Raw genomic sequence first — 21,243 nt, forward strand, 5'->3', positions numbered from 1 at the left:
GGCAGAGCCGGTTGTGACCGAGGGAGGGGAATCGCGTGTCCGAAGCGTCCAGCGTGCCCCGCCCCCTCAACGGGCCCGATCACGGAACCCGCGCCCGTGTCGCCCGGCTCATCTTGGAGAAGGGGCCGATCACCGCCTCCGACCTGGGAGAACGGCTCGGCTTGACCCCGGCGGCCATTCGCCGTCACCTCGACAACCTCACCAGTGAGGGCATGATCGAAGCCCGCGACGCCAGGCCCACGCCGGGCCGTCGTCGTCGTGGTCGCCCCGCCCGGGTCTTCGTCATCAACGAAGCCGGACGCGACGCCTTCGTTCACGCCTACGACGACCTCGCGTCCAACGCGCTGCGCTTCCTGGCGCAGAGCGCCGGTCCCGAGGCCATCGGGGAGTTCGCCCGCAGCCAGGTCGCCGACCTGGAACGGCGCTACAAGCCCCTGCTGGACGCCGTCCCCGCCGAACAGCGGGTCCGGCTCTTGGCCGAGGCACTCTCCAACGACGGTTACGCCGCCAGCGCGGGCCAGGCGCCCGCACCCGGTGGCGGTGACCAGCTGTGCCAACACCATTGCCCCGTCGCGCACGTGGCCGCCGAGTTCCCGCAACTCTGTGAGGCCGAGATCGAGGCCTTCGCGCGGCTGCTGGGCACACCGGTGCGCAGATTGGCCACCATCGCCCACGGCGACGGTGTGTGCACCACCCACGTCACCCCCCGAGGGGACGTGGCGGGCGGGGAAGAACACGCCCCCGCGACCACCAGCGTCCGCCGTACGGCGGACGGAGGATCGCAACACAAGGACGTCTGAGTCCAGGAGGAGTCCGCGCACATGACTTCTGTCGCGCATCCCGAGCTCGAAGGGCTCGGAACATATGAGTTCGGCTGGTCCGACTCCGACGCGGCCGGTGCCTCGGCCCGTCGTGGCCTGAACGAAGAGGTTGTTCGGGACATCTCGGCGAAGAAGGACGAGCCGGAGTGGATGACCAAGCTCCGCCTCAAGTCGCTCAAGCTCTTTGACAAGAAGCCCATGCCCGACTGGGGCGCGGACCTGTCCAGGATCGACTTCGACAACATCAAGTACTTCGTGCGGTCCACGGAGAAGCAGGCCACCTCCTGGGAGGACCTGCCCGAGGACATCAAGAACACCTACGACAGGCTGGGCATCCCCGAGGCGGAGAAGCAGCGCCTGGTCGCCGGTGTCGCCGCGCAGTACGAGTCCGAGGTCGTCTACCACCAGATCCGTGAGGACCTGGAGGAGCAGGGCGTCCTCTTCCTGGACACCGACACCGCTCTCAAGGAGCACCCGGAGATCTTCGAGGAGTACTTCGGCTCCGTCATCCCGCCCGGCGACAACAAGTTCGCCGCGCTCAACACCTCGGTGTGGAGTGGCGGGTCGTTCGTCTACGTGCCCAAGAACGTGCACGTGGAGATCCCGCTCCAGGCCTACTTCCGGATCAACACCGAGAACATGGGTCAGTTCGAGCGGACGCTGATCATCGTCGACGAGGGCGCCTACGTCCACTACGTCGAGGGTTGCACCGCGCCGATCTACAAGACGGACTCGCTGCACTCCGCGGTCGTCGAGATCATCGTCAAGAAGAACGCCCGCTGCCGTTACACGACCATTCAGAACTGGTCGAACAACGTCTTCAACCTGGTGACCAAGCGCGCCATCGCCGAAGAGGGCGCCACCATGGAGTGGGTCGACGGCAACATCGGCTCCCAGGTCACCATGAAGTACCCCGCCGTGTACCTGATGGGCGAGCACGCCAACGGCGAGACCCTGTCCATCGCCTTCGCCGGCGAGGGCCAGCACCAGGACACCGGCGCCAAGATGGTGCACTGCGCCCCCAACACCACCTCCAAGGTGGTGTCCAAGTCGGTGGCGCGCGGTGGCGGCCGCTCCTCCTACCGCGGCCTGATCCAGGTCCAGGAGGGTGCCCACCTGGCGAAGTCCTCGGTGGAGTGCGACGCGCTGCTGATCGACACGATCAGCCGTTCCGACACCTACCCCTACAACGACCTGCGCGAGGACGACACCGAGCTCGCGCACGAGGCCACCGTCTCCAAGGTCAGCGAGGACCAGCTCTTCTACCTGATGAGTCGGGGGATGGGCGAGGAAGAGGCCATGGCCATGGTCGTTCGAGGTTTCGTGGAGCCCATCGCCAGGGAGCTCCCGATGGAGTACGCGCTGGAGCTGAACCGTCTCATCGAGCTCCAGATGGAAGGATCGGTTGGTTAAGTTGACGACCACGAACACCGAACCCAAGGCGCACAGCCACGGGCTGGGACAGATCCCGGTCTCGAAGCTGGACACGCACGGTTCCCACGACGTGAACGACTTCCCCGTCCCGAACGGACGCGAGGAGGAGTGGCGCTTCACGCCGATGCGTCGTCTCAAGGGTCTGCAGGACTGGAAGGGCGAGGCCGACGGCACCGACGAGACCGTCGTCGACGCGCCCGAGGGCGTCACCGTCGAGCAGGTCGGCCGGGACGATGAGCGTCTGGGCACCGCGGGTCTTCCCGTGGACCGCGTCATCGCGCAGGCCTACAGCGCCTTCGAGCAGGCCACGGTCGTGACTGTGCCGCGCTCGCTGGTGGCCGACAAGGCGATCACGATCGACCGCAAGGGTCTGGGCGGCACCGCCTTCGAGCAGCTCGTCATCGACGTGCAGCCGATGGCCGAGGCCACCGTGATCATCACCAACACCGGTACCGGTGTGCGCGCGGGCAACCTCGACGTGCACGTCGGTGAGGGCGCCAAGCTCAACCTGGTCAGCCTCCAGGACTGGGACGACGACGCGGTCGAGGTCAGCCAGCACAACGCCCGGGTGGCCAAGGACGCGAGCTTCAAGTCGGTCATCGTCACCCTGGGCGGGGACGTGGTCCGCCTGTCGCCGCGCGTGTCCTACACGGGTCGCGGCGGCAACGCCGAGCTCTACGGACTCTACTTCGCCGGTGACAAGCAGCACCACGAGCACCGTTCGCTCATCGACCACAACCTGTCGCACACCCGCTCCCGGGTGGACTACAAGGGCGCGCTCAACGGTTCCGGGGCCCACACCGTCTGGATCGGTGACGTGATCATCGGCGAGGGCACCGAGGGCACCGACTCCTACGAGCACAACCGCAACCTGCAGCTCTCCGACGACACCCGTGTGGACTCCGTTCCGAACCTGGAGATCTTCACCGGTGAGGTCCAGGGCGCGGGCCACGCCAGCGCCAGTGGGCGTCTGGACGACGTGCACCTCTTCTACCTGCGTTCGCGCGGTATCCCGGAGGATGAGGCCCGCCGCCTGATCATCCGCGGCTACTTCCTGGACATCGTCAACCGCATCGACGACGAGGAACTGCGCGAGCGGGTCATGGAGAAGGTCGAGCGAAAGCTTGCCGCACATGAGTGATCAGGGCGGTTGGACCAAGGTCGCCGAACTCGACGAGATCCCCGAGGAGGGGGTCCTGGGGATCGAGACCGACGACGAGACGCCCATCGCGCTGGTGCGCTCCGAGGGTCAGGTCTTCGCGCTGCGAGACGTGTGCTCGCACGCGGAGGTCCGCCTCTCCGAGGGTGAGGTCGAGGACGGCACCATCGAGTGCTGGCTGCACGGTTCGTGCTTCGACCTGCGTTCGGGGGCGCCGATCAACCCGCCCGCGACCCAGCCGGTCCCCACCTATGACGTGAAGATCGACGGCGACGACGTGCTCGTGTCGCTGGCTGAGAAGAATTCCTGAGGCCTGAAATGACGAAGTTCGAAATCCGCGGTCTGCGCGCCGACGTCCTCATCGGTGAGGACGAGCGTCGCGAGATCCTCAAGGGCGTTGACCTGACGATCAACTCCGGTGAGACCCACGCCATCATGGGCCCCAACGGCTCCGGTAAGTCCACCCTCGCCTACGCGATCTCCGGTCACCCGCGCTACGAGATCACCGACGGCGAGGTCCTCCTCGACGGTGAGAACGTCCTCGACATGGAGGTCGACGAGCGGGCCCGCGCCGGCGTGTTCCTGGCCATGCAGTACCCGGTCGAGGTCCCGGGCGTGTCCATGTCCAACTTCCTGCGCAGCTCGGTCACCTCCATGCGCGGCGAGGCTCCCAAGCTCCGTCAGTTCTCCAAGGAACTGCAGGGCGCCATGAAGAACCTGGCCATCGACTCCTCCTTCGCCGCCCGCGGCGTCAACGAGGGCTTCTCCGGTGGTGAGAAGAAGCGGCACGAGATCCTCCAGCTGGAGCTGCTCAAGCCGAAGGTCGCCATCCTGGACGAGACCGACTCCGGCCTGGACGTCGACGCGCTCAAGATCGTCTCCGAGGGCATCAACCGCGCCCAGGGCGAGAACGACCTGGGTGTCATGCTCATCACGCACTACACCCGTATCCTGAACTACGTGAAGCCCGACTTCGTGCACGTCTTCGCCGAGGGGCGCATCGCCGAGTCCGGCGGCCCCGAGCTGGCGCAGGTGCTGGAGTCCGAGGGCTACGAGCGTTTTGTGAAGGCGGGCGCGTAGCACATGAGTGATCGCGAGCTGGGACCGCTCGACGTCGCGGCGATCCGGGAGGACTTCCCGATCCTCTCCCGGACCGTCCGTGACGAGCGCCCGTTGGTGTACCTCGACTCCGGGGCCACCTCGCAAAAACCCCGGCAGGTACTGGACGCCGAGCGTGAGTTCTACGAACGCCACAACGCGGCGGTGCACCGGGGAGCGCACCAGCTCGCGGAGGAGGCCACCGACGCCTACGAGTCGGCCCGAGAGACCATCGCGTCGTTCATCGGAGCCGACTCCGACGAGGTGGTGTTCACCAAGAACGCCACCGAGGCGGTCAACCTCGTCGCGTACGCGATGAGCAACGCCGCCACGGCCGAGGATGACCTCCGAAGGTTCCAGGTGGGTCCGGGCGACGAGATCGTCGTCACCGAGATGGAGCACCACGCCAACCTGGTGCCCTGGCAGCAGCTGTGTCAGCGCACCGGTGCGACGCTGCGCTGGTTCTCGGTGACCGACGAGGGTCGTCTGGACCTGTCGGACCTGAACGAGTTGGTCAACGAGCGCACGAAGCTGGTGGCGTTCGCGCACCAGTCCAACGTGGTGGGCACGGTCAACCCCGTCGCCACCATCACGGCGCGGGCCCGTGAGGTCGGTGCCCTGGTGTTGCTGGACGCGTGCCAGTCGGTGCCGCACATGCCGGTCGACGTCGCGGCGTTGGACGTCGACTTCCTGGCCTTCTCCGGACACAAGATGCTCGGTCCCAACGGGATCGGCGTGCTCTGGGGGCGCCGGGAACTCCTCGCCGCCATGCCACCGTTCATCAGCGGTGGTTCGATGATCGGCGTGGTGCACATGACGCACTCCACCTGGGCCGATCCGCCTCAGCGATTCGAGGCCGGTGTGCCGATGGCCCCGCAGGCCGTCGGTCTGGCCGCGGCCTGTGACTACCTGTCGAAGGTGGGCATGGACCGGGTCGCCGCGCACGAGCACGAACTCACCGAGTACGCGCTCAAGCTGGTCGGCGCGATCGAGGGTGTGCGGATCGTCGGTCCCACGGAAGCCGTGGACCGGGGTGGCGCGGTGTCGTTCGTGGTGGAGGACATCCACCCGCACGACCTGGGCCAGGTCCTGGACGACCGGGGGGTCGAGGTGCGGGTGGGCCACCACTGCGCCTGGCCGCTGCACCGCAAGCTCGGTATCGTCGCGACCACGCGCGCGTCCTTCTACCTCTACAACACGTTGGAGGACGTGGAAGCGCTCGCGGAGGCCATCCGGGCCGCCCAGAGGTTCTTCGGGACCCGGGCCTAGCAACGAGGATTCTGCCTGACCATGCAGCTGGACGCGATGTACCAGGAGATCATCCTGGACCACTACCGGAACCCGCACCACAAGGGGCTGCGGGATCCGCACGACGCCGAGGCGCATCACATCAACCCCACCTGTGGGGACGAGGTGACGCTCCGCGTGGCGTTGACCCCTGCCCCCGACGGCGCGGGACTGGACGAGAAGGCGACCGTCACCGACGTCTCCTATGAGGGCATGGGCTGTTCGATCAGCCAGGCCAGCACCTCGGTGCTGACCGATCTCCTCATCGGGAAGTCGGTGGCCGAGGGGATGCGTACCCTGGACGCCTTCACCGAGTTGATGCAGTCCAAGGGCAAGGGTGAACCCGACGAGGACGTGCTGGAGGACGCTGTGGCGTTCGTCGGCGTGTCCAAGTACCCGGCCCGGATCAAGTGCGCCCTGCTGGGGTGGATGGCCTGGAAGGACGCGGTGTCGCAGTCCTTCGAGAAGGAAGGCGCCTGAATGAGCGAGAACGACAGCACGACGACCGAGACCGCCGAGAAGTCCGAGACGGCTCCGCTCACCCCTGAGCAGGAGGAGCTGTTCGAGGAGATCGGCGAGGCCCTCAAGGACGTGATCGACCCCGAGCTCGGGGTGAACATCGTCGACCTGGGTCTGCTGTACGGGGTGAACGCCGACGACAAGTCGATCACCCTGGACATGACCCTGACCAGCGCTGCCTGCCCGTTGACCGACGTCATCGAGGACCAGACCAACAGCGCCCTGGACGAGTTCGAGCGTGACGTCAAGATCAATTGGGTCTGGATGCCGCCGTGGGGTCCGGACAAGATCACCGACGATGGTCGGGACCAGCTGCGCATGCTGGGATTCAACGTCTGACCTGAGCGGACGTGCGAGCGGGCCGGGACCCTTCGGGGCCCCGGCCCGTCTTCGTGTGCGGGGGGCGGTGCGCTCAGTAGCGGTCGAGGGGAATTCGGGCCAGTTCCTGGACCTGGTGGGCGACCTCGTGTGCGGTGCGCGCCGGGCGACGGAAGGGGATGCGCACGTCGTGGTCGCCCCCGGCGCTCTCCAGACGCAGACGCAGGCCGTAGCGGTCCACGCCCAGGGGACGTGGGCGACCGTCGGGCAGCGGTACTGGGCAGTGCTGGACGACCGCTTCGAGCAGGTCGCCGTGGTCCCGCTCCAGGTGGCGTAGCCATGGGCCCTCCCAACGGTCGAAGGGGGCGGGGCTCAGGGAGGTGAACCGCGCCGGCTCCAGCAGGTGACAGCCGTCGTGGTCGGAGTACACCACCAGGTGGGGTCGCAGGACGATCATGGTGCGTCCGTGGCCCAGGTCGAGGAGACGTTCGTCGGGGTCCCCCTCCAACACGGCCAGGGCGCGGTCGCGCGCCTCCGTGGCGGACGGCAGGCTCAGGTCGCCGTTGATCCACAGCAGGGAACGGGTCCGGTCGCGCAGGTCGACGGGGGCGGTGTCGGTGAACTCGATGGTGGCTTCGAGTCCGTCGGCGTCGATCTCGCCCAATACCCGGTGCTGGTCCGGCACGAGCAGGGTGATCTCCCCATCGGTACCGGTGTGGCAGGCGGGGCCGGTCAGGTGTAGGGAGACGTCGGAGGTCGTGACGGTGGCGGGGTTGGGGCGCGCCAGGACCGAACGGGCGCTTTCGGCGGGGGTGGGCGCCAGGGTGTGCGTGAACAGCAGGATCACCTCAGCTCTCTTAGGTAAGGCTAACCTATATCCTCTCGGGGTGTCCTGTCACGTCGGGGACGTGGTGAAAGAGCCGCGAGGACGCCGGGCACGACGAAGGCCCACGGCCGGAAGGCGTCCGGTCCGTGGGCCTCGTGCGGTCGACGGTGGGTGTCAGTGCGCGGCGAACATGCCCGAACGCAATTCCCCGGCGATGTCCTCGTCCCCGCGTAGGGACAGGACGTCGAGCAGGGCCTGCGGGGCGGCCAGCGACTCGTCGCCGTTGTCGGTGATCCTGCGGGAGAGGATCTTGAGCGCCTCGTCCGTGGCGGCCGGTGCGGTGTAGCCGATCAGGTGCAGGGCCCGAGCGTAGGGGGAGTGACCGCTCAGGTCGCTCACCGGGAGCTTGCGCGCGTCCAACCTGTCGCCGGAGACCGTGATGAAGATGCGGTCGCCGGGCTGCGCGGCCTGCCTGCGGAGCAGCGGGCGCAACGAGTCGAAGGCCGGCTGATCGCGCCAGACCAGCACCAGCAGGTCCGCTCCGGGCGCGGTCAGGCACAGCAGACGTCCGGGTTGCAGTCCCAGGTGTGTGGCGTACCCGGCGGGCACGGCCACCGGGGCGCCGTTGAGATGGTCGGCGGTGATGTCGATGCGGTGCCACCAGCGGCCGTCCGGGGCACGGAAGCAGCGGGCCGACATCGCGGGTTCGCTCGCGCCGTGACGGGTCGGCGCCGGGGGCGCCAGCGGAGGCTGAGGCTGCTGCCCGAGGTGCGGTGTCATCGGCGCGGGCGGTGGTGCCACCTGTGGGAACGCGCCCGAGTCGGGTCTGTATCCGTGGGTCGGGGCGGGGGCCTCCACGGGGGAGTCCGCGGCGGTCTCCGGGCGGCGCCGGATCGGCAGGCCGTTCTCGGTGGTGCCCGAACCCTCGGGGGAGTGACCGCCGGTCGGAGCCTCCATGGGCACGGAGGTGTCCACCAGGACACGGCCCTCGCGCAGGTTCACACCCGGGGTGCTCAGCAGCCAGGCGCGCAGTTCCTGCTGGCGGATACCGATCCGGCCCAGCCGGATGCCGGCCTCGGTCAGGTCGGGTGTGTCACCGAGCATCTCCCGGGTCTGCCAGCGCAGTCGGTTGGGATCGTCGGCGATGAGCCAGCCGTTGTGCATGCGGCGGTCGGTGAACAGGGTGATGATCACCCGCCACAGCGGGGTGTGCAGGGTGGGCACGTCCACCGGGTGGTCCGGGTGCGCGTTGATGAGTCGGTCGATGGTGGTCGCCGAACCCAACTGGTCGGACAGCTCGCGCAGATGCTTGGTGATGGTGGCGCCCTCGGGGGAGGAGAGCCACTGCAACAGTCGCTCCTCCACCTTGCGCTGGGCGCCGCGGATCTCGGTGACGTCCACCGCGATCTGCTCGGAGAGCACCCGGATGCTGATGGGATCGGTGGCGAAGAGCCGTTCGGCCGCCACCGTCCGCTCCAGGTCGGGCCAGGAGCGGAACATCTCCTCGACCGCGTCCACCAAGGGGTGCTGCCCCAGCGCGGGGGCCGGACGTTCCTCGGGCTGTTCGGGGCGCAGCTTGGGACGGCTGAAGCTGGGACGACGCAGGGTACGGCCCGGGCCCAGCAGGGAACTGCGGAACTGCGAACGAAGGTCGCCCACATCGTTCTGCGCCTCGGGGGGCTCGGGGGCGCCCTCGGCGGCGTCACCGGGGATCATCGCGGCCGAACTCACCATGCCGCCCAGCGGGGTCTGCGAAGGCGGCGGAGTGGGGCTGGGGGTGGGCTCCATTCCCGCGGGGACGTGGACGTCGGCGGTGTCCGGCCGGCCCTCCTCGCGCTGGGCGCGTAGGGCCCGCAGGGTGCGGATGGCCCGCGTGGCCGGGGACTGGGGCGGTGTCGAGTCGGAACCGTTCACCGAGGAGCCGGGGGCCTCGTGCGCGCCGGTGGCCGCGTCGAGGTAGTCGAGCGCGTTGCGCACGTGATCGGGCGCGGACTCGGGAAGCCAGTGCGAGATGGTGCGCACGGCCTCCAACATCAGTGCCGGGGAGGGCGTGGGCCCGCCGGGAAGTTCGCAGCACGGTTGCAGGGCACGCCAGGCGACGGTGCTGACGATGTCGAGGACACCGCACTGGGCCGGTCCCCACTCCAGGATCTCGCGGGGGGTGGCCGAGACGAGTTTCTCCCAACTGCCGGCGGTGGTCGTGACCGCTTCGCGTACGGGTTCGGAGAGTTCGGCACAGTCCACCGCTTGGCCGCGCAGACTGGGCAGGAATTCCGTCAGGGGTACGTGGTCCCACTGCTCGACCGCGAGCCGGGCCAGGCCTTGGGCCAGCCAGGGTGGGCCGGCGATGTCCAGAACGCGGGTGATGGGCAGGGAGTGCCACCAACCGTCGATCAGCCGGTCGTGTCTGAGCAGGGATGCCACGTCCGGCGACCTCGACCAGCGCAGGGCAGGTGCGAGGTCGACGAGGCAGATCGGAGAGACGGCGTTCATCCGCTGGGGACCTCGACCTCCTGGTGTCTGCTCGTGAATTGAGGAGGAACCGCACGGGCCTTCGGTTCGATGCACCACAGTACGCGCCTCGGGCCATCAGGGGGACAGGCCCTTAGAGAACGCTCCGGCCCTGCTGTGAGAGGAAACGGGGGACCGAGGGACGGGGGTGCCGTGAGCACTTGACGCGATCGTACGTGGCCAGAGAGCACAAGGGTAGTCCCGATCCGTTTCAGCGGGCTCCGGTGAGGTTTCGCCACGGTGTGTGATCGCTGTGGTACTGGAGTTCCATGACGAAACCGTGAAATGAGATGTGAATTACCTCATATATGGCATGAGGCTCTTCTCTGCCATATCGGACGTTGTTCCCAGAGTCGTGGCCGGCGGGTGGCCGTGAGCGTTCGCACGCGAACGGTGTACCGAGGTGCCCTGGACATGAGGCGTGCCGGTAGGTGTCGGCCGAACCGAATCCGACATGTGAATGTCGGACGCGGGTATGCTGGATGGGCACTGTTCTCGCTCGAAGCGCCCACTTCGGCCGGGTGGCCGCAACCGCCCCCGGGGGCCACGGTGCTCGGACAACACGGGCCGGCGGCACACCGCGCCCCACCAAGACTTCCGTTTCCGCGCACCCCGGTGCTCGGCAGGCGTGGAACGGTCGATCCGGATGATTGGTTGACGTGACAGACCTTGAGATGAATCCCCCTGCCGCCGATGCCACGGACAGACCGGAACTCATCCGGTCCTACGTGGCCATCGGTGACAGCATCACCGAGGGGATGGAAGACGACAGTGGGCCGGGCGGCACCTACCGGGGCTTCGCGGACCGTCTCGCCGAACACCTGGGCACTCTGTCCCCGGACTTCCGATACGCCAATCTCGGTGTTCGTGGTCGACGGATGCAACACATCTTCGGTGAACAACTCGACCGAGCGCTGGAGTGGAAGCCCGACCTGGTCACCGTGCTGGCGGGCGGCAACGACGTGCTGCGGCCCGGCCACGACCCGGACGAACTCGCCGAACATTTCGAGTGGGGGGTGCGTCGGCTGCGCGACGCGGGCATCCGCGTGGTGATCCTGGCCGGCCACGACACCGGGTGGATCCCGGTCCTGCGTCTGTACCGCGGACGCATCGCGGTGTTCAGCATGCACATGCGCGCGGTCGCCGAACGTACCGGCACCGAGATCATCGACCTGTGGGCGCTCAACGCCCTCAACGACTCTCGTGCCTGGAGCGACGACCGGCTGCACCCCAACGGCGCCGGTCACCAGATCGTCGCGGCCCGCGTGGCCGACCTGCTCGGGTTCCCGATGGGCCCGCCCGAATCCTGGACGGACCCGTGGTCCACCCCGCCCCAGCAGCTCCCGCGGATCCTGCGACGCCGGGAGGGTCGTCGCTGGGCGCGTCAGTACCTCGTACCGTGGCTGCGTCGCCGCGCCATGGGCCGCTCCTCCGGGGACGGTCGGATGGCCCGCCGTCCCGAACTGGAATACCTGCACGACGAGGAGACCCGGGAGCGGCTGCGCCGACAGCTGCGCGAGGTCGGCGCCGACACCCACTACAACGGCTACCCGGCCGGTGACTCGATTCCCACCAGCAGCCCGTCGGGGACCAAAGGACCCGAACCCTCCAGGTGAGCGTCCATCACCCCGGCCACCCCGCACACGTTCGGCGGGGTGGCCGTTCCGTTCCCCGGGTCGGGGTTCACCGCCGGGACAGGGACTGGATCAGGTCGCTGACGTGCACCACTCCCAGGCACTGGCCGTAGGGATTGGTCACGATGAGGTCGTCGTAGACCCGTTCGCGGTCCTGACCCGCCACACGCAACGCCGCGATCGCCGACATCCACGCCGGTACCGTCCGCGGTGACTCCGCCAGGCGTAGGGCCGGACGTTTGGCGTGCAGCGCGTGCCCGTAGCGTCCGGTCACCGACAACAGGAATCGGGTCCGGTCGATCACCCCGGTGGGTCGCTCCCGGTGGTCGATCAGGACCACGCTGTTGAGGGCGGCGTCGGCGGTGAACGCCTCCAGCACGTGCTCGCCGGTCGACTCGGAGTCGAAGTCCAGCGGGGGCACCATGAACTCGGTGACCCGGGGCCCGGTGTCGGTGTCGCCCAGGGTGGTGGCCGCGGGTTCGGGTACGGGTGTCACCTTCTCGCCCGGACGCCAACCGGGGTCGGTGAAGAACGTTCCACTGCCCAGACGCACCCCGCACTCGCGCAGCCGCACGATCTCCTCGGCCCGGGTCACCCCCGCGCCGAGGGCGTACACGCCGCTGCTGCGACCGATCCGGGACAGCCCCTCGACGATGCCGCTGTGGCGCTGGTCGGAGTCGATCCCCGCCACCAGCTTCGGGTCCAACCGGATGAGGAAGGGGAGGGCCTCCAACACCATGTCCGGTCGGGCCATCCCGGTACCGAATCCGCACCGGAACCCCACCGAACGCAACCCCGAGACCCCGGCCATCACGATGTCCCTGGGCAGGTCCACCAGGTCGGGGGTGAGCATGAGGGTGACGTCGCGCGGACGTCGACCCGCCCGCCGCAACGCGCTCTCGGCCATCGCGGGAAGGCCTCCACCATCGGCCAACGCCACCGACGGCAGCGGAAGCACCAACGGCAGCAGGCTATCGGCTCCGCCCACCGAGCGAACCAGCGCCGACAGCCACTCGGCGACGAGCGTGGCCTCGCGGCCGGATCCGTCCGGGCGACCCAGACCCTCCGGTACCGGGGCGACGACCTCCACGGCCACCACCGCGCCGGAGTCCAGGTCCACTATGGGGCGAAAAGTCGGTCCCCGGCGCTTCTTCGACCCGTGTGCGGGGGCGCCGGGGGCCGGGAGTGTGTTTTGGGAGTGCAGGGTGGACACACCACCATGGTGGCCCGCGGAGAGGGCCGATCTGAAGCCCTTTACGCGCCTGTTCAGCCGTTCTTGAGCCGGGCGGTGCCGGTTGTTCACAGTGTTCGCGCATACGACTGTGGGCGCCACCGAGAGTGACGCCCACAATATGGATGGAACGGTCGGCCGCCCGCGCGGATCAGGCGCGGCGGAAGGCCACCGCGATGTTGTGCCCGCCGAACCCGAAGGACTCGTTGATGGCGGCCACGTCACCGGTCGGCATGTCCCGCGGCTTGTCGCGGACGATGTCCACGGCCACATCGGGGTCCAGCTCGGTGATGTTGATGGTCGGGGGGATCCGACCCTCGTGCAGCGCCAGGATCGTGGCGATCGACTCCACCGCGCCGGCGCCGCCCAGCAGGTGACCGGTCATGGACTTGGTGGAGGTCACCGCGACCTGGTCGGCGGCGGAGTCGCCCAGGGCCGCGCGGATCGCGCGGGTCTCACCGACATCACCGGCAGGGGTGGACGTGGCGTGCGCGTTGACGTGCACGATGTCGCTCGGCTTCAGGTCGGCGTCGGTCAGCGCCTGGGTGATGGCGCGGGCCTGCCCGGCGCCCTCGGGGTCGGGCATGACGATGTCGTGGGCGTCGTCGGTGTAGCCCACACCGGAGGCGTGCGCGTACACCTTCGCGCCGCGCTTGGCGGCGTGCTCGGCGGACTCCAGCACGAGGATGCCGGCGCCCTCGCCCATGACGAAGCCGTCTCGCTGGGCGTCCCAGGGGCGGGAGGCGCCCTGCGGGTCGTCGTTGCGGGTGGACAATGCGCGCATGGAGGCGAAGGAGGCGATGTTCAGCGGGTGGATGGCCGCCTCGGTCCCGCCCGCGATGACGATGTCGGCCCGCCCGGCACGGATCATGTCGACCGCGTTGGCGATGGCCTCTGCGCTGGAGGCGCAGGCGCTGACCGGGGCGTGGGCGCCGGCGCGCGCGGTGAACTCCAGGGCGACGGCCGCCGCGGGGCTGTTGGGCATGAGCATGGGCACGGTGAACGGGGAGACCCGCTTCCAGCCCTTCTCCCGGAAGGTGTCGTACTGCTCCAGGATGGTGAGGATGCCACCGATCCCGCTGGAGACGACCACACCCAGACGCAGGGGGTCGACCTCGGGCGCGCCGGCGTGGTCCCAGGCCTCCTGGGCGGCGATGAGCGCGAACTGCTGGGTGCGGTCCAGACGCCGCAGCCGGGGCCGCGGCAGCTTCTCGGAGGGCTCCTGCGCGATCTGCCCGGCGAAGTGCACCGGGAGCTTGTCGTGCCACTCCTCCGGCAGAGCGCTGATGCCGGAGCGGCCATCGAGGAGCGCGGACCATGTGGTCGCTACGTCACCCCCCAGGGGGGTGGTGGCGCCGAGGCCGGTGACGACGACATCGGTCTTAGGCATGATCCGATCGCCCTTCTCGTGGGTCGTTCCCGGCCGGGGCCGAGAGGCGTTGCGGATGAGGTCTGGTGTGCCCCCGGGTGAGGGCGGGGCCGCCGGGACGGGGTGTGTTCCGGCGGCCCGATGAGGCTACTTCTGGATGAAGTTCACGACGTCCTGGACCGTCTTGAGGTCCTTGAGCTGGTCGTCGGGGATCTCGACGCCGAACTTGTCCTGGGCGGCGACGGCGATCTCCACCATGGACAGCGAGTCGATGTCCAGGTCGTCCACGAAGTTCTTCTCGGGCGTGACCTCGGAGGGCTCGGTGCCGACGATCTCCTCGATGATCTTGCCGAGGCCGGCCAGGATCTCCTGCTCGCTGAGAGCCATGTCTTGTTTCTCCTTGTTCGACGTTCGATGTCGGGGAACGGCCCCGCGTACGCAAAGGTGGGTCCGTTCCCTCAGGGGATACGGATCACCTGAGCGGCGTAGACCAGACCCGCTCCGAAACCGAGGGTGAGCACGATGCTCCCCGACGGCAGTTCCCCCCTGCCGACCATGCGCGAGAGCGCGAGTGGGATCGACGCGGAGGAGGTGTTGCCGGCGGTGACGATATCGTGTGCCACGCGTGCCTGGGGAGCTCCCAGTTTGCGTGCGATCGACTCGACGATCCGCAGGTTGGCCTGATGGGGGACGAAGGCGGTCAGTTCGGAGGGCTCCACGCCCGCCCGCTCCAACGCCTCCAGGGCGACCTTGTACAACTCGGTGGTGGTCCACCGGAAGACGGCCTGCCCCTCCTGGTAGAGGTACTTGCCCTCACGCAGGAAGATCTTGTCGGCGCGCTCGCCGGAGGAACCCCACACCACGGGGCCGATGCCGTGCTCCTCAGAGGCCGAGACCACCGCCGCACCGGCACCGTCGGCGAAGATCACGCAGGTGGAACGGTCGTCCCAGTCCACCCAGTCGCTGAGCTTCTCCGAACCGATCACCAGCACGTTGCGGGAGCTGCCGGCCCTGACGCTGTCCGAGGCCAACCCGATCGCGTAGCAAAAGCCCGCGCAGGCGGCGTTGACGTCGAACGCGCCCGGGGCCACGACGCCGAGCCGGGCGGCGACGCTCGCCGCGGTGTTGGGGATCTGGTCCTGCACCGTGCAGGTCGCCACGATCACCAGGTCGATGTCCTCGGGGGACAGGCCGCTGGAGGCCAGGGCCTTTCCACCGGCGGCCACGGCCATGCTCAGGACGGTGTCCTCGGGGCCGGCGACCCGTCGCTCCCGGATCCCCACCCGGCTCTGGATCCACTCGTCGCTGGTCTCGACGCGTTCCGCCAGGTCGGCGTTGGTGACCACGTTGGAGGGCTGGAACTCGCCGAAGGAGCGGATCGCGGCGCCACCGGGCGTGCTCGGGACGTTGAACATGATCAGCCTTCCTGCTTGGAGTCCGCGGAAACGCCCGCGTGCTCCTTGATGAGGGTGCCGGCGCGATCGAGGTCGTCGGGGGTCTTCACCGCGAGGAGCTCGATACCGCGCAGGGCACGCTTGGCCAGCCCGGTGAGGGTACCGGCGGGGGTGAGCTCGATGAGGGCGGTCACGCCGAGGTCGGCGAGGGTCTGCGTGCAGGCGTCCCAGCGGACCGGGGAGGAGATCTGCGACACAAGACGGTCCAGGTACTCCGAGCCGCTCTCGACCACGGCGCCGTCGGCGTTGGAGAGCAGACGCACGGTGGGGTCGGACGGACTCGTCCTGGCGGCGGCCTCACGGACCCGCTCCACGGCCGGGGCCATGTGCTCGGTGTGGAAGGCTCCCGCGACCGACAGCGCACGCGTGCGGGCGCGCTGGGGCGGGTTCTCCGCGAAGGCGGCCAACTGCTCGGTGGTGCCCGCGGCCACGATCTGCCCGGAACCGTTGTCGTTGGCGGGGGTCAGCCCCGCGTCCTCGATCGCGGCCAGGACGTCCTCGCGGACACCGCCCAGGACCGCGGTCATACCGGTCTCGGTGCGGGCGGCGGCGTCGGCCATACCGCGACCGCGTGCGGCCACCAGCGTCAGCGCCTCCTTGGGCGAGAGCACGCCGGCGATCGCGGCGGCGGTGAACTCGCCGACACTGTGACCGGCGACGGCGTCCACGTAGGACGGGTCGGCGGGCAGCGGCGCCTCGGGGACCGACAACCGGCCCAGCATGGCGTTGGCGGTGGCCAGCCCCGCGGCGACCAGGAGGGGCTGGGCCACGGCGGTGTCACGGATCTCGTCCGCGTCCGCGGTGGTGCCGTAGCGCACGAGGTCGAGCCCGGCCACCTCCGACCACGAGGCGAACGTCTCGGCCATGCCGGGAAGTTCGAGCCACGGGGAGAGGAAACCGGGGACCTGGGCGCCTTGGCCGGGAGCAACGATTACAAGCACGACATCAACCTTGCCCTGTAGGAGATCGCCAGTTGGATGGGGAGGGACACGAAGTTCGCTCGAACTCGTTTGTAGGGGATCCACAAAACCGGGTCGGGGAGGTTCGCGAGAACCCGGAACCGGTGGAAGAGGTCACTGTTCTCCGACCGTACGCGCACTCTCCGAGTGCCGCACCGGCCGACTCCCGCCGAAGGGGTGACCGCCGACACGGGGGTGAGGCCGCGAACAGGTCGGTGCGGGATGCGAACCTAAGAGTGTGAACACCGAAGTCGGGCAACCCGAGGACCACCCAGAGGACGGCGCGGACACTCCGGCCGTCGTAGAACCGGACGAGATCCGTACGGAGACCGTGCGCCGCCTGGAGCGCTCCATGGGATCCCTGGGCACCGCCGCCGTGGCCCGCATGGAGGAACGGCTCGCCTGGTTCCGAAGGATGTCCGCCCAGGACCGATCCTGGATCGGGCTGGTCGCCCAGTCCGGGGTGGCCGCCTTCGTGGACTGGTTCCGCAACCCGCGACGAGGTCGCCCCGCCATCACCGTGGAGGTCTTCGGCACGGCCCCGCGCGAGCTCACCCGTTCGGTCTCCCTCCAACAGACCGTCGACATGATCCGGGTGGTCATCGAGGTGGTGGAGGGCGAGGTCGACGACCTGGCGGCCCCCGGCGGCGCACAACAACTACGCGAGGCGATCCTGCGTTACACGCGGGAGGTCGCGTTCAGCTCCGCGAAGGTCTACGCCCGAGCGGCCGAGGCCCGAGGTGCCTGGGACGCGCGCCTGGAGGCGCTCATCGTCGATGCCCTGCTGCACGGGGACCGCGAGGACGGACTGCAGACCTGGGGTTCGGCCCTGGGCTGGTCGCACACCCCGGTGATCGCGATCGTCGGCGACCTGGGTGACCGGGACGGTGGCAAGGCCATGGACGACCTGCGGGCCGCCGCTCGACGGCTGGGCCATGACGTGCTCGCCGGGCTGCAGGGGAGCCGCGTGGTCGTCGTCGTGGGCGTGGGCGATCGCTACCCGCCAGAGGACCTGCCCGCCGCGGGCGCCGAACCCCTGGCCGGGCTCTTCGGCCCCGGCCCGGTGGTGGTCGGTCCCGCCGTCCCCGATCTACGCTCGGCCGGAACGTCGGTGCGCGCCGCCGTCCAGGGGCTGCGCGCGGCGGTGGCCTGGCCCGACGCGCCCCGGCCGGTGCTCTCCGACGACCTGCTGCCCGAACGCGCCCTCGAAGGAGACACCGAAGCGCGCCGCCAGTTGGTGGAGGAGGTGTACCTGCCCTTGCAGGGAGCCGGTTCCCCACTGTTGGACACGCTCTCGGTATACCTGGAGCACGCGTCCTCACTGGAGGCCACCGCGCGCATGCTCTTCGTACACCCGAACACGGTGCGCTACCGCCTCAGCCGCATCGCCGAACTCACCGGACACATTCCGTCGGACGGTCGAGGCTCCTTCGTCCTGCGTGTGGCGGTGGCCCTCGGAAGGTTGTCCGAAACCCGACCCTGACGCCTCCTACGACCGGAATCAGCCAAGGCCGAGACAGCGGTGGAGATCCGGCGTAACCTGATCGTTGCCTGGCAAATCGTTCCTCTTATGGAAGTTTCACCAGCGTCGGGTATGTCTGTTACTGACCGTGTGCGCCCGGGGACCACGCGAAAGAGATAGATTTGATACGGGCAGGTTGTGGGTCGAACCGAGAGGCGATGAAAACCCTCGGGCGAGGTTCCCCGCACCGCTCCGTCACGACGTTCTTGGGGGGTCCAACGCAGTGGTCGAGCGACCGAGGAAGAGGTTTCGGGTACTACGCCCGGTGATCGATTTCGTTCTGCAGCCGACACAAGAAGGCGAGCTTCGCAGACGGGTCCTGTTCTGGGTCCCGGCTCCGCTCCCTCTCCTGGGGCTGGTCTACCTCGTGGTGGGAGGTACCTTCTCCGCCGCCGGGTGGACGATCCTCCTGGCCGCGAGCGTGGGCGTGGCCTCGCTGTTGCTGGCCGCCGTCGTGCAGCCCACACCGTTGCCGGAGGGACTGGCTCCGCCGGTCTCGGCGCGGCGGTCCCTGCACCGGTTCCGTCAGTTCACCCAGCTCAGGCTGGCCCTGGCGCTGACCCCGATGGTCATCGGCGCGTGCGCGGCGATCATCGGCGGTGGCATGTACCCGCTGTTCGCCGCGCTGGCCCTGGCCTGGCCGCAGCTATTGCTGGCCATGCCCACCTTCTTCACCATCACGCGGGCGCGTCGTGCCATGGAGGCCTGGGGCACCACCGCCTACCTGTGGCACGCCCTGTCGCGTCCGGCCAAGGTGACCTGGCCCATCGCCACACCCCTGGCCCGTTCCTTCCGCGCCTGGCGCACCGAACGCGCCCGTCGCCTGGCCCAGCAGAAGATCCAGGACCAGGAGCAGGACAAGGCCTGGAAGAACGCCGTGGCGACCGAGCGGGCCAACCCGACCGAGCCGACCACGCCCGTCGTCGAGGACGACAAGGCCAAGCCCGAGGCCGGCACGCTACAGCGCACGCGCAAGCTGCGGGCGCTTCCGGAGGAGGACGCGGACAACGAGCCCACGGCCCTCATCCCGCACCTGGAGCGGGGCCGGGACGAGTCCGCCGAGGACGAGACCGCCGACGAACGGGCGAAGAAGGACGGGGACGACACCCCGGCCGAATCGACCGAGAACGACGTGACGGCGTCCTCCTCGGGCCCGGGTGCCACGGTGGGCCGGGCCGCCCGGCAGATCCTGGACCAGGGCGGTGCCCTCGGCCTGAGCGTACGCAACCGCCGCCGTGGTCACGCCGGCCGCCGCCCGCCCTCGCACAAGCCCTGATGTCGCCTGTGGTGGTGTCCCGGTCCCGGGGCACCACCACACGTGTGTTCGGCCCCGGTCACAACTCCACCGAACGACGGACCTCGGGCAGAGCGGTGTCACCGCCCCGCGGGCAGTCGTACCAACGCGCCCACGCCTCACGGCCGTCGAAGTCCACCTCGCCGATGGTGTTGCCGAAGTAGGGCTTCTCGGCCAACCGCCACCGCAGCGGACCACGCCGGACCCCGGACAGCCCGCTCATGACCACGCCGGCCAGGTGGAAGGGCGCGCTCGCCGACAGGGCGGCCGCCCGGCGGAAGTTGACCGGCAACTGGTTGCACAGGGCGGAGGAGACCAACTGGGTCACCCGGGAGGTCGTCCTCCCCGAACGGGCGTGCGCCCGCGCCAGGTAGGAGAAGTGCACGTCCCCGCTGAGCAGGAGCACCGTGGCCGGGGCCGGGCCGCGCTCCCCGCGGGCCACCTCCAGCACCGCCTCGGCCAACCGGTGGAAGGAGTACTGGAAGGCGCCCCAGTGCTCCAGGTCCAGGGCCTGACGCAGCTTCTCCGCCGGCCCTCGCATGGCCGACCCCCACGCGCCGCCGCACACGGCCTCGTTCCAGGCCTCCAGATGGTGCACGGCGGGTGGTAGGAGCACGGGCACGGTGGAGGCCACCACGACGTGTTCCGGGCCGCCGGTGAGGTTCTCGTCCAACCAGGCGTGGCCCTGCGGGCCGAGGATCGACCGGGAGCCGTCCGAGGGGTCGCCCTCACCCAGCGCGCGGCCACAACGGGTGTCGGTCACCAACACCCGTACGTCGCCGATGTCGTGCCGGTGGCTCCACCGATAGGAGGAGGGTTCGGCGTGCGCGCGCCAGGCGAAGGAGTCGATCGCGTCGGCGGCGTCCTCCTCGCGCTCGGCGTGGTCCCTCAACTCGGCCAACAGGGGGTCCTTGGCCCTGGCCTCCGGGGAGAGATTACCCACGTGCTGATACACCCAGTAGGCGCCCAGCCCGCTCGTCACCCGAGTCCGCCACCACGGTCGCTCGTCCATGGATCGACGCCAGGCCGCGGAGGTGTTCCAGTCGTCGCGGATGTCGTGGTCGTCGAAGACCATCAGGGTGGGCACGGTCGACAACAGCCACCGCACCTGTGGATCCGACCAGGCCAGCCGATACAGCTCGGCGTACTCGTCGTAGCGCACCACCTCGTCGTCGGGGGCGTCGTCGGTGTCGTCTTCGCGCGCCCGTCGCAGGTAGGCGCGCATCGGCTCCTGGAGCTCGTCCGCGTACACCTGGTCCCCGATGAGCAACAGCACCAGGTTGCCCTCCACCGGCTCGGTGGCCAGACGCCGGGCGGTGGCGCGCAACAGGTCCGGGCCGTAGCGCACCAGCCCCTCGGGGGTATCGCCGGTGGGGGTGCGGCACGATCCATAGAGCAACCGGGTCCGCGCCGATCCGTCCAGGGTGCGTACGACGCTGGGCGGCATCGGGCTTTCGGGTTCGGGCCAGACCCGATCCTCATCGAGGAAGACCTCGTAGGACAGGGCGGCGCCCGAGGGCAGACCCTCGATTTCGCACACGGCGTAGTGGTGACCGTGGACCGTGAAGGTCCGTGCGGTGGAGACCAGACCGTTCTCCAACCGGACCCGCACGTCACAGGGGCCGTCGGTCTCCACCCACACCGTCGCCGTGGAGGTTCCCGCGTGCCGCAGCTGCGGTCCCAGACGTAACGAGACAGTCACCCTTGTCCCTTCTTTCGTTCATGTCCGTGCACGTTGACGACGAGTATGGCCCCTACGGGAGGGTCGCGTCATCCACAGGTTCACGGCGGATGGTTGCACCCGAGC

General features: G+C 69.2%; 19 protein-coding genes. 11 read left to right on the plus strand and 8 right to left on the minus strand.

The genetic code is table 11. From position 1 onward, the window contains the following. The first annotated feature begins 35 nt into the window (after positions 1-35). From ABZ717_RS21150 to ABZ717_RS21185, 8 genes are read left to right on the plus strand one after another with little or no spacing between them, the layout of a single operon-like run. Positions 36-800: a helix-turn-helix domain-containing protein gene (locus ABZ717_RS21150; protein ID WP_358513149.1), complete on the plus strand. Its 765-nt coding sequence runs from the start codon at positions 36-38 to the stop codon at positions 798-800. Between the two features lie 21 nt (positions 801-821). Next, positions 822-2,234 (plus strand): Fe-S cluster assembly protein SufB, encoded by a 1,413-nt coding sequence (gene sufB, locus ABZ717_RS21155; protein ID WP_067605434.1) that lies wholly within the window; start codon positions 822-824, stop codon positions 2,232-2,234. Between the two features lies 1 nt (position 2,235). Further along, a complete protein-coding gene (sufD, locus tag ABZ717_RS21160; protein ID WP_358513152.1) occupies positions 2,236-3,396 on the plus strand; it encodes a Fe-S cluster assembly protein SufD in 1,161 nt (386 codons plus the stop codon). Next, positions 3,389-3,724, plus strand: coding sequence for a non-heme iron oxygenase ferredoxin subunit (locus tag ABZ717_RS21165; protein ID WP_358513154.1), 336 nt, complete (start codon positions 3,389-3,391; stop codon positions 3,722-3,724). The genes sufD and ABZ717_RS21165 overlap by 8 nt, the downstream gene beginning before the upstream one ends. An 8-nt stretch (positions 3,725-3,732) precedes the next feature. Beyond that, the gene (gene sufC / locus ABZ717_RS21170) at positions 3,733-4,494 is read left to right on the plus strand and encodes a Fe-S cluster assembly ATPase SufC (protein WP_358513156.1); all 762 of its coding nucleotides are present in this window, start codon (positions 3,733-3,735) and stop codon (positions 4,492-4,494) included. A 3-nt stretch (positions 4,495-4,497) separates the two neighbouring features. Next, positions 4,498-5,781: a cysteine desulfurase gene (locus ABZ717_RS21175; protein WP_358513158.1), complete on the plus strand. Its 1,284-nt coding sequence runs from the start codon at positions 4,498-4,500 to the stop codon at positions 5,779-5,781. Between the two features lie 21 nt (positions 5,782-5,802). Beyond that, positions 5,803-6,279: a Fe-S cluster assembly sulfur transfer protein SufU gene (gene sufU, locus ABZ717_RS21180; protein WP_358513160.1), complete on the plus strand. Its 477-nt coding sequence runs from the start codon at positions 5,803-5,805 to the stop codon at positions 6,277-6,279. Continuing rightward, entirely contained in the window at positions 6,280-6,657 is a 378-nt protein-coding gene (locus tag ABZ717_RS21185; RefSeq protein ID WP_358513162.1) for a metal-sulfur cluster assembly factor, read from the plus strand. 73 nt (positions 6,658-6,730) lie between these two features. Here ABZ717_RS21185 and ABZ717_RS21190 read toward each other — a convergent pair whose 3' ends face one another. Then, complete coding sequence (locus tag ABZ717_RS21190) at positions 6,731-7,483, minus strand: DUF2470 domain-containing protein (protein WP_358513164.1); 753 nt, start codon at positions 7,481-7,483, stop codon at positions 6,731-6,733. A gap of 153 nt (positions 7,484-7,636) precedes the next feature. After that, the gene (locus ABZ717_RS21195; RefSeq protein WP_358513166.1) at positions 7,637-9,955 is read right to left on the minus strand and encodes a hypothetical protein; all 2,319 of its coding nucleotides are present in this window, start codon (positions 9,953-9,955) and stop codon (positions 7,637-7,639) included. Positions 9,956-10,647: 692 nt separating this feature from the next. On the opposite strand from ABZ717_RS21195, the gene ABZ717_RS21200 reads away from it, so the two are divergent. Beyond that, positions 10,648-11,589, plus strand: coding sequence for an SGNH/GDSL hydrolase family protein (locus tag ABZ717_RS21200; protein ID WP_358513168.1), 942 nt, complete (start codon positions 10,648-10,650; stop codon positions 11,587-11,589). 67 nt (positions 11,590-11,656) lie between these two features. Here the strand turns inward: ABZ717_RS21200 and ABZ717_RS21205 are convergent, their stop codons facing one another. The 5 genes from ABZ717_RS21205 to ABZ717_RS21225 form a co-directional block, all read right to left on the minus strand. After that, positions 11,657-12,820 (minus strand): EAL domain-containing protein, encoded by a 1,164-nt coding sequence (locus ABZ717_RS21205; protein WP_358513170.1) that lies wholly within the window; start codon positions 12,818-12,820, stop codon positions 11,657-11,659. 169 nt (positions 12,821-12,989) lie between these two features. Next, entirely contained in the window at positions 12,990-14,228 is a 1,239-nt protein-coding gene (gene fabF, locus ABZ717_RS21210) for a beta-ketoacyl-ACP synthase II (protein ID WP_358513172.1), read from the minus strand. Between the two features lie 126 nt (positions 14,229-14,354). After that, on the minus strand, positions 14,355-14,594 hold the full coding sequence (locus tag ABZ717_RS21215; protein WP_358513174.1) for an acyl carrier protein: 240 nt from the start codon (positions 14,592-14,594) through the stop codon (positions 14,355-14,357). Positions 14,595-14,665: 71 nt separating this feature from the next. Then, positions 14,666-15,622 carry a beta-ketoacyl-ACP synthase III gene (locus ABZ717_RS21220; RefSeq protein ID WP_358513176.1) on the minus strand — a complete coding sequence of 319 codons (957 nt, stop codon included), beginning with the start codon at positions 15,620-15,622 and terminating at the stop codon, positions 14,666-14,668. A gap of 2 nt (positions 15,623-15,624) precedes the next feature. Then, positions 15,625-16,602, minus strand: a complete 978-nt coding sequence (locus tag ABZ717_RS21225) for an ACP S-malonyltransferase (RefSeq protein WP_358513178.1) — start codon at positions 16,600-16,602, stop codon at positions 15,625-15,627. 256 nt (positions 16,603-16,858) lie between these two features. Here ABZ717_RS21225 and ABZ717_RS21230 point away from each other — a divergent pair, with 256 nt between their 5' ends. Both ABZ717_RS21230 and ABZ717_RS21235 read left to right on the plus strand, forming a co-directional pair. Continuing rightward, positions 16,859-18,103: a helix-turn-helix domain-containing protein gene (locus ABZ717_RS21230; protein ID WP_358513180.1), complete on the plus strand. Its 1,245-nt coding sequence runs from the start codon at positions 16,859-16,861 to the stop codon at positions 18,101-18,103. 304 nt (positions 18,104-18,407) lie between these two features. Next, positions 18,408-19,418 (plus strand): hypothetical protein, encoded by a 1,011-nt coding sequence (locus tag ABZ717_RS21235; protein WP_358513182.1) that lies wholly within the window; start codon positions 18,408-18,410, stop codon positions 19,416-19,418. A 58-nt stretch (positions 19,419-19,476) separates the two neighbouring features. On the opposite strand, the gene ABZ717_RS21240 is transcribed toward ABZ717_RS21235, so the two are convergent. After that, the gene (locus ABZ717_RS21240; RefSeq protein WP_358513184.1) at positions 19,477-21,138 is read right to left on the minus strand and encodes an alkaline phosphatase D family protein; all 1,662 of its coding nucleotides are present in this window, start codon (positions 21,136-21,138) and stop codon (positions 19,477-19,479) included. Between the last annotated feature and the right edge of the window lie 105 nt (positions 21,139-21,243).

The sequence above is a fragment of the Nocardiopsis sp. NPDC006832 genome (genome assembly GCF_040635885.1).
In the GTDB taxonomy this organism is placed as follows: domain Bacteria; phylum Actinomycetota; class Actinomycetes; order Streptosporangiales; family Streptosporangiaceae; genus Nocardiopsis.

Excerpts from the sequence above, each read along its gene's own strand:
- sufB (WP_067605434.1), top strand. The coding sequence starts at position 822 with ATGACTTCTGTCGCGCATCCCGAGCTCGAAGGGCTCGGAACATATGAG.
- ABZ717_RS21165 (WP_358513154.1), top strand. The coding sequence starts at position 3,389 with ATGAGTGATCAGGGCGGTTGGACCAAGGTCGCCGAACTCGACGAGATC.
- sufC (WP_358513156.1), top strand. The coding sequence starts at position 3,733 with ATGACGAAGTTCGAAATCCGCGGTCTGCGCGCCGACGTCCTCATCGGT.
- ABZ717_RS21175 (WP_358513158.1), top strand. The coding sequence starts at position 4,498 with ATGAGTGATCGCGAGCTGGGACCGCTCGACGTCGCGGCGATCCGGGAG.
- sufU (WP_358513160.1), top strand. The coding sequence starts at position 5,803 with ATGCAGCTGGACGCGATGTACCAGGAGATCATCCTGGACCACTACCGG.
- ABZ717_RS21185 (WP_358513162.1), top strand. The coding sequence starts at position 6,280 with ATGAGCGAGAACGACAGCACGACGACCGAGACCGCCGAGAAGTCCGAG.
- ABZ717_RS21195 (WP_358513166.1), bottom strand. The coding sequence starts at position 9,955 with ATGAACGCCGTCTCTCCGATCTGCCTCGTCGACCTCGCACCTGCCCTG.
- ABZ717_RS21200 (WP_358513168.1), top strand. The coding sequence starts at position 10,648 with ATGAATCCCCCTGCCGCCGATGCCACGGACAGACCGGAACTCATCCGG.
- fabF (WP_358513172.1), bottom strand. The coding sequence starts at position 14,228 with ATGCCTAAGACCGATGTCGTCGTCACCGGCCTCGGCGCCACCACCCCC.
- ABZ717_RS21215 (WP_358513174.1), bottom strand. The coding sequence starts at position 14,594 with ATGGCTCTCAGCGAGCAGGAGATCCTGGCCGGCCTCGGCAAGATCATC.
- ABZ717_RS21220 (WP_358513176.1), bottom strand. The coding sequence starts at position 15,622 with ATGTTCAACGTCCCGAGCACGCCCGGTGGCGCCGCGATCCGCTCCTTC.